Genomic DNA, 11,797 nt, shown 5'->3' with positions numbered 1-11,797 from the left:
ACTGCAGCATAATCATTTCAGGTTACCGCGCCAAAGCGGTGGTAGATGCGGCCATCCAGAATGACAAGTCCCGCCCCGATCAGCGCCATGCCGGCAATCTCGGTCATTTCCAGTTGCTCACCCAGGAACAGGAAGCCGAGCAGGATCGCGCTCGGCGGCACCAGCAGCGTCACCAGAGAGGCGTTGGTCGCGCCTGCAGCGGCCAGGATACGGAAGTAGAGAATATAACCGAAGGCGGTGGACAGCAGGGCGATTGCCAGAATGGCGGCGATGGCGTTGGCCGAGGGGACGGCGAGCGACCAGGGATGGTCCATGACGAGCGACAGCGGCAGGGCGACCAGCGAGGATGCCGTCATCTGCCCGGCAGCGATGACGGGCGGCGTCACGCCCTTGAAGCGCTTGCTGTAAGTGGCGGCAAAGCCATAGGAAACCGCTGCGATGACCGGCAGGAGCAGAGCCCATAAGGGCAGTTCGCTGCGAGCCGTCACGCTGGGGCCTATCAACACGACCGTGCCGAGAAGGCCGGTAAGGCAGCCGATGATCTTGGCCGAGGAGAGCTTCTCATCTGATGTCAGGTAGTTGGCGATCAGCACCGTCCAGATCGGCGTCGTGGCATTGAGAATGGAGGCAAGGCCGGCGCCGATGCGCGTTTGGCCGAAGAAGATCAGCGCATGGGGCAGGGCGTTGTTGAGGATGCCGAGAATGAGGAATTCGCGCCACCGGCTCTTCAGCAGCGGATAGATGCCGAAGCGTCCGCCAATGTAGATATGCAGCGCGATGGCTGCGATGGAGAGGCGCAGGAAGACGAGGGTGAGTGGCGGCACCTCCACAACAGCGATGCGCGCGAAAAAGAAGGAGCCGCCCCAGATCAGACCGAGCAGGGCAAGGAGCCCCCAGGTCAAAGCACTCATTTTCTGTTCCACGCCGATCCCTCCCGTTCGCTGGCAGGTTTAACCGATCGGCGGGAAGCAGCCACCCGATTCATGAAGCCGGGTGGCAAAAGAGCAAATGTGAAGTCTCAGAGTGCGCTCAGCAGGGCCGGCGTTGCCCAGCCGTCGGCCGGTATGCCGAGGCGGAGCTGTTCCTTCTGGATCGCCACACGGGTACCGGAGCCGAGGATGCCGTCGATCTCACCGACGTCATGGCCGAGCGAATCGAGCTTCGTCTGCAGCTGCTTCATCTGGTCATTGGAAAGACCCTGCTCGGGCGTACCCTTCTGATAGGTCGGGGCGCCGGAGAGGCGGGTCGCGAAATAGGCGGCAGAGGTCGTGTAGATGAACGACTTGTTCCATTCCAGATAGATCTTGAAATTGGGATAGGCGATGAAGGCCGGTCCGAGGCGGCCCTGCGGCAGGACGAGATCGCCTTCGAGATTGGCGAAGCCGGTATTGCCGTCGCGCGGCTTGACGCCGAGGTTGAACCATTCGCCTGCTGTCATCGTACCGCCGAGGCCCGATTTTTCCCAGGGCAGGTTGTCAGGCACGGTGACTTCCTGCAGCCAGGGCTGGCCGCGCTCGAAACCGAGATGCTGGATGAACTTGGCGGCCGTCAGGATCGCGTCCGGGCCGCTCTGCTTGAGGCGAACATGGCCGTCGCCGTCGCCATCCATGCCATAGGCGATGATATCGCGCGGCAGCATCTGAACCTGGCCGATTTCGCCGGCCCAGGCGCCGGTGTTGGTCTGCGGGTCGAGGTCGCCATGCTGCACCATCTCGATGAGGGCGATCAGCTGCGGGCGGAAGAGTTCCGGGCGGCGGCAGTCATGGGAAAGCGTCACCAGCGCGTTGCGCGTGTTGAAATCGCCCTGTACGGCGCCGAAATCCGTTTCCATTGCCCAGAAGGCGGTGATGATGCCGGCGGGAACGCCGAATTCCTGCTCGGCGCGGGCGAAAACATCGGCATATTGCTTCATCTTCTGGCGGCCGATATCGAGGCGAGCCTGGCTGACGGTGCGCTGCGAGAATTCGAGGAAGGTCTGGCGGAAGACGCCCTGGGCGCGGTCGCGGCTCAGGACTTTGGGGTCGATCTCAGCGCCGGCCAAAGCTTGGTCTGCTGCTTCGGCGCTGGCGCCCGCTGCAATCGCCTCTTTCTTGACGCCCTGGAGGAAGGTGGAGAGATCGCCGCCGCAGGGTGCTGCCGGGGCCGAAGCTGCCGCATCCGGAGCCTGCTGGGCGGCAGCGCCTGTTGCTAGGACGCAGGCAAACAGAAGGGCAAGTGCAGAGCAGCTTTTGAGCGAGCGGTGCATGAAACGATCCTCGTAAAATGACATAGAATGCCGCCGATTTCACAGATGAATGTGACGGAAGCAAGAAAGATTAGGCCACGTTACTAAGAATTTCTATCCTTGGAAACGTCAGCCACCCAGTTGTTCCAGTTTTTCGCGGAGCCGGCGAAGACATTGATATCCGTTGGCCCCTGAATGCCGGGAATGACGCCTGTCGACGTATACTGCCAGAAGGCCCAGCGTCGGTCGGCATAGGTCACGTCAGGATGTTTGGCGGTCGAGCGGACCCAGAAATGATAGTCCTGGAAATAGCCGGCGAGATTCTCGCGGTGGAAATCGACAGAGGTGTAGATGATCGGCCGCTTTCCGTAATAGGCTTCCAGGCGATCCATGAAGCGCTGCATTTCAGAACGTACGGTGGCCGGGTCAGGGCGGAAGCGACAGGTCTTCGATTCTGCATTCCACTCGACATCCAGCACCGGCGGCAGGCGCATGGATTCCCTGGGAACATTGCGGATGAACCAGTCGGCCTGGTCGTCGGCGGAGGAGCAGAAATAATAGAAGTGATAGGGCGCATGCGGAATGCCTGAGGCGGCTGCCTCGCGCCAATATTCGTCAAAGCGCGGATCGATCCTGTCCTTGCCTTCGGTCGCCTTGATGAAGGCGAAGGCGACGCCGGATTTGCGCACCGTCTGCCAGTCGATATCACCCTGCCATTTGGAAATGTCGATGCCGTGGACAGCGTTTTGCTGCGGGCGCTTGGGCCCGAAATCCTGGGGATCGGTATCCTTGAAGCGGGCCTTCGGCTTTATGGAAGCGGTTTCGAGATAATCGTAACCCGTGGAGCTGCAACCGGCGAGCAGCAGGGCAAACGGCAGGACGCAAAACAGAAGCCGACGCATAAATGTTCCGTCGTGATGATGGATCTGCCCCACAGCCTGACCTTCGAAAACACGCGCCCTGCAGAGGGTATAACCCTCTTTTCTAATATCAACGTAAAAAAATGGTTATTTACAAGCGAATTATGAGCGCCTGCTGATAATCGCCGCCCGCCAGGCGTAACCGCCGCCGATCGTCTCGAACGACAGTCGTGCGTTGTTTTCAGCAGCTTGCGCTTCCAGAACCTCACGCAGATTGGCGCGTGGTGTGACATGGAATTTGGCGAGCCAGGCCTGCAGCAGGCTGCGGAACCAGGCCGGCAGGCCCTCCTGCTGGCCGAAATCGACAATGTGGAGCTGGCCGCCGGGATTGAGCGCGGCGATCGAAGCATCCACCGCGCGTTCCCAATCCGGGATCATCGACAGTGCGTAGGAAATCAGAATGCGGTCGAAACCGACGGCGCCGAATTCGCGGGGCGTATAGGCCGTGGCGTCCGCTACCCGGAAATCCGGGATTGTCGCCTTGGTGGCGAAGGTCTTGCGGGCGGAAATCAACATTTCCTGGGAAATGTCGAGACCGTAGAGCTTGGCCGTCGGGAAATGCTTGTGGGCCAGCGCCATGTTGCGGCCGGTGCCGCAGCCGACTTCGAGCAACGTGCCGCCCTCGGGAACGTCAAGATTGCGGATCGTGCTGTCGCGGCCGAGAAGATAATATTTGCGGGTGAGATCATAGAAATGGCGCTGGTAGCGGTACATGCCGTCCATCAGGTCGGCATGTTCCTCGCTCTTGACGGTCATTTCGTCGACTTTGCTCACGCCTTCTTCCCGTAGATGTGGAAGCCGCCGTAAATTGCCGAGCGGTCCTGGGTGGTCATCTCACGCGACTGGTCTTCGAAATAGTGCCACTGGTCGCGGATTTCAGGGGCGAGACGGCCTTCGATGATGCTCTTTTCGGCGGCCGTGCGGAAGATCACGCGAGCGCCTTCGCGGGCGGTGCGGGTGATTTCGCGCCAGACATCATTGAGCTGCTGGTCCGTCATCCAGTCCTGCGCATCGAGCAGGATATAGCGGTCGCGCGATGCGGCGGGCTCGCCGGCCAGAAGCTCGGTGAAGCTTGCGTGGTGGACGTTGACGCGATCGACATTGGCGCGGATGACCTCATAGTGTTCCGGCTTGAGGTAGGTCGGCAGCGGGCCTTCTTCGCCATCGGCGTAGCGGCGAGCGAAAGCCTGCCAGGCAAAGTAATTGTCGCGCATCGGGAAATGGCAGGCGAGCTTTTCCAGACGGTGCTTCAGAACCGGCGCGATGGAATTGTCGGCGGCAAGGCTTGCAAGCTCGTCATATTGCTGCGGCGGAATGCCAAGACCGAAAAGCGAGCTTTTGCGGTTGGTGATCCAGCGAACGACCGGCTTTTCGAAGAGGGGAGCGATCTGATCGTCGAAGAACTGGCGCTGCTCGCGGATCGTGCGGGCCTTGGTCATTTCCTGCAGCTTCACCCCATGCAGGCGGGCAAGAAGATGAGCGGCACCGATGAAGCGGCCGAGCAGGCCGGTTTCATAGATGTTGCGGTCAAAAACCGTGACGCGCCGGCGGCCGAACTTGCGGGTGTTCCAGTAGGCGCGGGTCGTATCGTCGAGATTGGACGACAGATAGCGGTCGAAAACCCGGCTGTTCGATTTCTCGTTCGGCATCGCCAGGAAGCGCACGAGATCGGAATGGCTTGGCAGGTTCTTGAAAGCGGCAAGCTTCAGCCTGTTCAGTGCAATGTGGTGCGGATTGAGATCGACCACGTCGATCGAAGCCGGCGCCTTGGAAAGGTAGGCCAGCATATTGCAGCCGCCCGAGCCGATCGTGACGATACGGTGATTGGGCTTCAGCTCCATCGCCTGCATGTCGAGATCCGGATCTTCCCAGATCTGCGGATAGACGAGGCCGGAGAAGAGAAGGCCGAAGAGACGCTCGGAGAAGCCGTCCTTGGAAAAAGCCTTGTGGCGGAGAAGCGCTGCCTTGAGTTTCCGGTTCTTGCGGAAGCCGGTATCCGGTGCAAATTCCGACATGAGTCTGTCACCTTTTTAGCGTTCAGGGCGTGTAACGCGCCTCTGCTACAGTTTGATGACGAGCCCTGTGGGCCAAGGCTTCGACGAAACTCCGCCGGGACTTCCGCGAAATTTGAAGTCGATTGAAACACTTCTTTTCGCTTCTCTCTTTTCGTGAGCCAAGTTTCCTGCTTCTCTCCGTTCCGTGGAGGATTGCATGCGAGTTGTTCCGCGTATCTTCAAGGGCTTGGCCCTGCTCGTCATTCTCGTCGCCATAGGCGCAGCTGCGTGGCTCTCCATAAGCCCGCCGGAGCTCCTGAGGGTGGGCAATGGCTATACCGCCAAGATCGTCTGCTCCAATGTCTTCATCGCCGGCCGCGATCCCGACGCCGTTCTCTACGACGATGTCCAAGCGCCTGGAAACCCGCTGCTCAGGCTGATGCGCGTCGAGATCGATCGTGACAGCGGGCGGGTGACCTCGCGTTTCATGGGCCTGTTTGCGCCGAGCTACGCGCTTTATCGCGGCGCCCTCGGCTGCACGAGCGTGCCTGATGGCGATTTCGATGCCGCCGCCAGGGCTGCGCCGTTGATGCCGGTGGCGCAGTTAAGTGAAAATGACGCGGTCTGGCCGGACGGCGAGGGCGTCGATCCGGCGACCGGCAATGCCAAGGTCGCGGCGCTTCTGACCGATGCCAAGCTTGCCGGGCCTGCCATGCGGGCGATGGTCGTCGTGCAGGATGGCCGCATCATTGCAGAAAGCTACGGGCCGGGCTTCAACGCCGATACGCCGCTGGTCGGCTGGTCGATGACGAAGACCGTCAATGCGGCGCTGATCGGCAGGCTGATGCTGTCAGGCAAGATCTCCTTCGATGACACGCATCTCCTGCCGCAATGGGCGAATGATCCGCGCGGCGACATCAAGCTCTCCGACCTGCTCGGCATGGAAAGCGGGCTCGCCTTCAACGAGGATTATGGTGCCGTTGCCGATGTGACGCGCATGCTCTACCTCGACCCTGATATGGTTTCCCTGCCGGCCGGCGCGCCTCTGGTGGCTGCTCCGGGCACAGATTTCCGTTATTCCAGCGGTGCGGCCGTGCTTCTGTCACGTATCTGGATGAACAAGGTCGGCGATCCGCGGGCGGCCTTCGATTATCCCCGCGATGCGCTGTTTTCTCCACTCGGCATGACGAGCGCAGTCTTCGAAGCCGATGAGCGCGGTACGTTCACTGGCAGTTCCTATCTCTATGCCACGGGGCATGACTGGGCGCGCTTCGGCCAGTTCCTGCTCCAGGATGGCGTGTGGAACGGGCGGAGGCTTTTGCCGGAAGGTTTTGTTGCGATGATGCGCACACCGACGGCAAGTTCGGGCGGTAAATATACACAAGGCCAAGCCTGGCTTGCGGGACCGGGCGGCGGCACGAGCGCGGAATTCGGCTTGCCGCAGGATACGTTCTGGCTGCAGGGCCATGACGGCCAGACGGTGGCAATCATTCCTTCGGCCAATCTCGTCTTCGTCCGCATGGGGCTGACGCCGAGCTGGCTGGGCTACAAGCCGCAGATCGTGCTGAAGGAAATTCTCAATACGCTTCAGTCGGCGAAGGCCGGCTGAGGCCGGTCACTGATGATGTTTTGTACCAGTAGTTGGACTATCAGTAATTGCCTTGGGCGATGTCGGTCATGCCCTTGCGCTTGGCATCATAATAATAGCCGCGGGCATAGAGACGAACGGCGTCGTCTTCCTTCTTGTCGGCTACCTGCCAGGCGCCCTGCAGGTACTTGCCTGCATATTTGATATTGGTTTCGGCGTCGAAGAGGCCGGCGGGATTGCCGCCGTAACCCATCGATTTTGCGGTGTTGTACTTGATCTGCATGAGACCGAAGTAGCCGCGCTTGTTGTAGGCCTTGGAATTGTAGCGGCTCTCGCGGTGAACGACGCGGTGGAGCAGCGATTCGGGAATTTCATAGAGCTTCGAATATTTGCTGATGAGTTTGCTGACGAAGCTCTTTTCGACGGTCGGCGCATCGTCGCTGTCGTCATCGCTGAACATCGGCGGGGCGGACGGGGGATCGATTGGACCGGACTCGTCGAAGCCGTAGTCCATGGTGAAGCGCGGCGTGGTGTCGACGGCGGCAAGCGCTGCGAGCGCGCCGTTCTGCGGTGTCGTGGCTGCGAAGGCAAGCTGTGTGGAGGGGCTTGCGGGCGAGCCCGGACGCGGCGTCGGGACGACGGACTGGATCGCTGTCATTTCGGGTGTGAGCGGAATGGGAGCATAGCCGTTGACGGCAACCTGCTGGACACCGCCCTGCATAACGAAATCGCCGGCCTGCTGCTGCACGGGGGAGACGACATTCGGCATGGCGGCTGCAGTGAGAACAGGTGCGGCAGTTGCTGCCTGGGGATTGAGAGTGGCTACGGCCGGGCCGTTTGCGCCTTCAGCGGTCGGGATAGCAGCCAGCGTTGCATCTTCACCCGGCTTCGGCATGGGAATCACGGTCTGTGCGGCGGTCAGTTCCGCCTGAGAGGTATATTCGACGCTCGCGCATCCGGAAATGACACCGCAGAGCATGGTAGAGACCACAAGACTGCGTTTCAGGCCGGAAAATCCGATCGCTACCATTCTCTCACTTTCGTGAATCCCGCCGCCCCGGCAGCGTCTTAAAAGTTACTAAATACCTTAAGCCCAGGAAAAGCCATTAACCTATTCGTGGCTTTCCAGCAACCACGGAATATTACTAGGCTGCAATACGGCGATACCCGGCGGTCACGGCGCCGGCAGCGATGAGGAGAGTGCCACCGGTGCGATTGACCGCGCGCTGCACGTTGGCTTTGCGAATCAGGCCTCGGGCCGCATGCGCGGCCATGGCGTAGCAGGTGGCATTGATGGTGGCGAGAACGAGGAATGTCGCTTCCATGATCAGCATCTGATCGAAGAAGGGAAGGGCAGGGTTGAGGAACTGCGGAACGAAGGCGACGAAGAAGACGATGCTCTTCGGGTTCAGCGCCGTCACGACATAGGCATGCAGGAAGATCCGCAGGGACTTTTCTTCCGGCAGGTTATCGTTGTCAGCGATGTGTTCGCCGACGATCGGAGCCCGCCAGAGCTTGATTCCCAGCCAGATCAGGTAGGCGCCGCCGATCCACTTCAGCACGGTAAACAGCGTCGCGGATGCGGCGAGCAGTGCGCCCAGTCCGAAAAGCGATGCCGTCATGGCCGTGAAATCGCCGAGCGCCACGCCCGAAACGGTCGCCAGCGCCGTTTTCCGGCCATGACCAAGCGCATAGGAAACGACCAGAAGAATGGTCGGTCCCGGTATGGCAAGCATGATGGCGGATGCGGCTGCAAAAGCGAGCCAAGCTTCAAGCGACATGGAATCTCCTCCTATTCCTAGAGAACAAGCAAAGACACCATATTAGCCATCCGTCAATCATGCCGCCCTGTATTTTTGCCCGATCTGGCTCATTACTTCGCCAAACCATGCGGTCGAAAGATCAAATGGCTTGCCACCCTTGATGCGGGGAAATTCTATTGTGCGCAACTTGCCGTTCTGCGCTTCGTCGTGGCCGGTTACACCCGAGATCTTGTTGAGAGCGCTTTCAACAGCGAGGTCGACCATGCTCTGGATCAGGCGCAGATCTTCGCCGTTTGCCGGTGCGGAGCGGGCGAAATAACCGGATTTCTGGACGAGCGAGCGCTCGGCGTCGAGCAGACTTGCGAACTGCTTCTGGAACCAGGCGCCGACATTGATCGTATCGATCTTCACATGGCCGAAGGCATCGCGCTTGACCGTCTCGCCGGCGGCCTCGCGTTCGGCAACGATGGCATCGAGGCAGGCGCCTTCCGATACGAAGACGGTGGCATGGCCAGTGCGGTCCATGATCTCCTTCAGGCGCGCGGCCTCGGCATCGAGGTCGAAGGCCATTTCCGGCAGATAGACGGCGTCGATGCTCTTCATATGCGCGTTCATCATCAGGCCGTCGACATATTCATTGCCTTTGGTGCGCTGGAGATAGGCACGGGCAGTAGCGGCAGTCAGCCAGCCGCAATGACGGCCCATGACTTCGTGAATGACGAGGGTGCGCGGGGCGGCGGTCTGTTCGTTGCTGACATTGTCGAAGAAGTGGGCGCCGACTTCGGCAGCCGTCCAGGCGCCGAGAGACTGGCGGATCGGCACGACGTCGTTGTCGACGGTTTTCGGCAGGCCGACGACCGTGAGGTCATAACCGTTTGCCGCGAGATAGGCGGCCAGATCCGCCGCTGTCGTATTCGTGTCGTCGCCGCCGATCGTGTGCAGGATGGTGACGCCGTCATTGGCAAGACGTTCGGCTGCGACCCTCAGCGGATTTTCGCCTTCCTTGACGAGGCCGCGCTTCACGCAATCGGCGGCATTGGTGAGCTTCACGCGGCTATTGCCGATCGGCGAGCCGCCATAACGGTGCAGGAGCGGCGCCTTCTCGCGCATTTCATTGTTGATCGCGACGTTGTCGCCGAGCAGCACGCCCTGATAACCGGACTTGTAGGCGATGAGCTCGATATCGGGTGCGACGTCGCTATAGCGCTCGATGAGGCCGCCGACGGCGGATGAGAGACAGGGCGCCAGGCCTCCGGCGGTCAGCATTGCGACTTTCTGTTTGGCCATAAATCCCTCCTTTGGCGCCCGATGCGCGACTGCGTGCAGCTTAAAGTCTTTGTTTTCCGCATGTCGTTATCGCAAAACCGCTGCGCACTTTTACCGCTGCGCACTTTTGCGCGACATGCTTCAGGTAACGCATGGATGCGGCAGGGAAAGTGGCCTGTAAAGTAAAGAATTTACGAAAAACGCGCCTTTCTGCAGGGCAGGTGCCGGAAGCGGCGATATAATCGGTTCAATGCCAGTCTACCTATCCATAAGTGTTGTGGAAATCGCCGGCCGCTGTGCGGATAATGCAGAAAATGGCGGACACGGCGGATGGTCGCAGCATCAGCGACAATTACCGAATTGTGAAAACTGTTTTCAAACCTACGACCAATAGTCGCCTTGCAATGGCGACGATTATTTGGTCAAGGTGTTTCTTGAACTTGCTGCATTGCGAGAAGATGACGATGTCTTTCTGGGAAAAACTGGTGAATGCCATTGGCAATACCGCGGGCAATGCGCTCTCCGCGGTGGTCGAGGCTATTCGCACGGTTTTCGAAGGCGATCCGGAGACGCGCCGCAAGGTTGCCTTTTCCGTTGCTGTCATTGCGCTTTCGGCGAAGATGGCAAAGGCTGACGGTATCGTCAGCGAAAAGGAAGTGCAGGCTTTCCGCGATATCTTCGAGTTTCCTCCGAGCGAGGCGAAGAATGTCGCACGCCTCTATAATCTCGCCCGCCAGGACGTTGCCGGTTACGAGGCCTATGCGGCGAAGCTGTCCACGCTCTGCTCGACCTGCGCGGCCAATTGCCCGGTTCTGGAAGACGTGCTCGATGGTCTGTTCCATATCGCCAAGGCGGATGGGCTGATCCACGAGAATGAAATGAATTTCCTGCGCCATATCGCCGAGATCTTCCAGATGAGCGAGGCCCGCTTCGATCAGATCGCTGCGCGTCACGTCTCCGATGGACGCGACCCCTACAAGGTCCTCGGGGTTTCGCCGGCAGATGATTTCCCGACGATCCGCCGCCACTACCATGTGCTCGTCAGCGAGCATCATCCGGACCGGCTTATCTCGCGCGGCGTGCCGGAAGAGTTTCATGCGATTGCCAATGAACGCATGGCAGCGCTGAACGACGCCTATGCGGCGATCGAAAAGGAACGCCGCGCCGCATGACCTCATTCGAGGCCGATTACCGACAAGCGAGCGTCCAACCCTCTCCGAATCATGGAGAGCGTGCCGACGGCCGCAAGCCGGATATGATCCTGCTGCATTATACCGGCATGCCAAGCCCGGAAGGGGCGCTCGACTGGCTCTGTCGTGACGAGAGCCAGGTTTCCAGCCATTATTTCGTGCATCCCAACGGCGAGGTGGTGCAGCTCGTTCCGGAGAGCAGGCGCGCGTGGCATGCAGGTAAGAGTTTCTGGCACGGCGAGACGGACATCAACTCGATGTCGATCGGCATCGAGATTGCCAATGCCGGCCATCCGGGCGGGCTTCCGGATTACCCGAAGGAGCAGATTGCGGCGGTGATCGAATTATGTCGCGATTGCGGCGATCGCTGGTCAATCGCGCCTGAAAGGGTGCTCGGTCACTCTGACGTCGCGCCCGTGCGCAAGGTCGATCCGGGCGAAAAATTCCCCTGGCGCGAGCTGCATCAGGCAGGTGTCGGCCATTGGGTGGAACCGGCCGCGATCACCGGCGGACGCTTCTTCCAGCGCGGTGACCGCGGGCAGCCGATCGAGGCACTGCAGTCCATGCTGTCGCTCTATGGTTACGGCACTGAGATCACAGGCGAATTCAGCGATAAGACGGCCGGTGACGTGGAAGCCTTCCAGCGGCATTTCCGCCCCGAACGGGTGGACGGGATCGCCGATTTCTCGACGATCGATACGTTGCACCGCCTGCTTTCGGCCCTGCCGCAGTATTCCTGACCTTTCATATTTTCTGACATTACCGATTTTCCATGTTCAGGCGCGAAATTCGGACTGCCACATCATTTCCCTATTATCTCCTCATTGCGATGGTCTAAGAGCTCTCGTCAAA

At 60.0% G+C, this 11,797-nt stretch carries 11 protein-coding genes; 3 read left to right on the top strand and 8 right to left on the bottom strand.

The window, feature by feature from the left end; genetic code table 11:
• Positions 1-17: 17 nt before the first annotated feature.
• The 5 genes from PMI11_RS28020 to PMI11_RS28000 form a co-directional block, all read right to left on the bottom strand.
• Positions 18-923 (bottom strand): DMT family transporter, encoded by a 906-nt coding sequence (locus PMI11_RS28020; protein WP_007824067.1) that lies wholly within the window; start codon positions 921-923, stop codon positions 18-20.
• Between the two features lie 95 nt (positions 924-1,018).
• On the bottom strand, positions 1,019-2,245 hold the full coding sequence (locus PMI11_RS28015; RefSeq protein ID WP_007824065.1) for a lytic murein transglycosylase: 1,227 nt from the start codon (positions 2,243-2,245) through the stop codon (positions 1,019-1,021).
• Positions 2,246-2,328: 83 nt separating this feature from the next.
• Positions 2,329-3,126 (bottom strand): glycoside hydrolase family 25 protein, encoded by a 798-nt coding sequence (locus PMI11_RS28010; protein ID WP_007824063.1) that lies wholly within the window; start codon positions 3,124-3,126, stop codon positions 2,329-2,331.
• Positions 3,127-3,246: 120 nt separating this feature from the next.
• On the bottom strand, positions 3,247-3,918 hold the full coding sequence (locus PMI11_RS28005; protein ID WP_007824061.1) for a class I SAM-dependent methyltransferase: 672 nt from the start codon (positions 3,916-3,918) through the stop codon (positions 3,247-3,249).
• Positions 3,915-5,159: a DUF3419 family protein gene (locus tag PMI11_RS28000; RefSeq protein WP_007824057.1), complete on the bottom strand. Its 1,245-nt coding sequence runs from the start codon at positions 5,157-5,159 to the stop codon at positions 3,915-3,917. The genes PMI11_RS28005 and PMI11_RS28000 overlap by 4 nt, the downstream gene beginning before the upstream one ends.
• Positions 5,160-5,355: 196 nt before the next feature.
• Between PMI11_RS28000 and PMI11_RS27995 the strand changes: the two genes are divergently transcribed.
• Entirely contained in the window at positions 5,356-6,747 is a 1,392-nt protein-coding gene (locus PMI11_RS27995; RefSeq protein WP_007824055.1) for a serine hydrolase domain-containing protein, read from the top strand.
• Positions 6,748-6,787: 40 nt separating this feature from the next.
• On the opposite strand, the gene PMI11_RS27990 is transcribed toward PMI11_RS27995, so the two are convergent.
• From PMI11_RS27990 to PMI11_RS27980, 3 genes are all read right to left on the bottom strand, one after another.
• Positions 6,788-7,756 carry a lytic transglycosylase domain-containing protein gene (locus tag PMI11_RS27990; protein ID WP_007824053.1) on the bottom strand — a complete coding sequence of 323 codons (969 nt, stop codon included), beginning with the start codon at positions 7,754-7,756 and terminating at the stop codon, positions 6,788-6,790.
• Positions 7,757-7,871: 115 nt separating this feature from the next.
• Positions 7,872-8,507 carry a LysE family translocator gene (locus tag PMI11_RS27985; protein WP_007824052.1) on the bottom strand — a complete coding sequence of 212 codons (636 nt, stop codon included), beginning with the start codon at positions 8,505-8,507 and terminating at the stop codon, positions 7,872-7,874.
• A gap of 57 nt (positions 8,508-8,564) precedes the next feature.
• Positions 8,565-9,776, bottom strand: a complete 1,212-nt coding sequence (locus tag PMI11_RS27980; protein ID WP_007824050.1) for a pyrophosphate--fructose-6-phosphate 1-phosphotransferase — start codon at positions 9,774-9,776, stop codon at positions 8,565-8,567.
• Between the two features lie 443 nt (positions 9,777-10,219).
• Between PMI11_RS27980 and PMI11_RS27975 the strand changes: the two genes are divergently transcribed.
• Together PMI11_RS27975 and PMI11_RS27970 are read left to right on the top strand one after the other, a co-directional pair.
• Positions 10,220-10,927 carry a J domain-containing protein gene (locus PMI11_RS27975; RefSeq protein ID WP_007824048.1) on the top strand — a complete coding sequence of 236 codons (708 nt, stop codon included), beginning with the start codon at positions 10,220-10,222 and terminating at the stop codon, positions 10,925-10,927.
• On the top strand, positions 10,924-11,685 hold the full coding sequence (locus tag PMI11_RS27970; RefSeq protein ID WP_007824046.1) for an N-acetylmuramoyl-L-alanine amidase: 762 nt from the start codon (positions 10,924-10,926) through the stop codon (positions 11,683-11,685). The genes PMI11_RS27975 and PMI11_RS27970 overlap by 4 nt, the downstream gene beginning before the upstream one ends.
• Positions 11,686-11,797: the final 112 nt, after the last annotated feature.

Source organism: Rhizobium sp. CF142 (assembly GCF_000281145.1).
Classification (GTDB): Bacteria; Pseudomonadota; Alphaproteobacteria; order Rhizobiales; family Rhizobiaceae; genus Rhizobium.
Note: the sequence above shows the minus strand (reverse complement) of the source record. Positions and strands in the feature narration are given on the sequence as shown.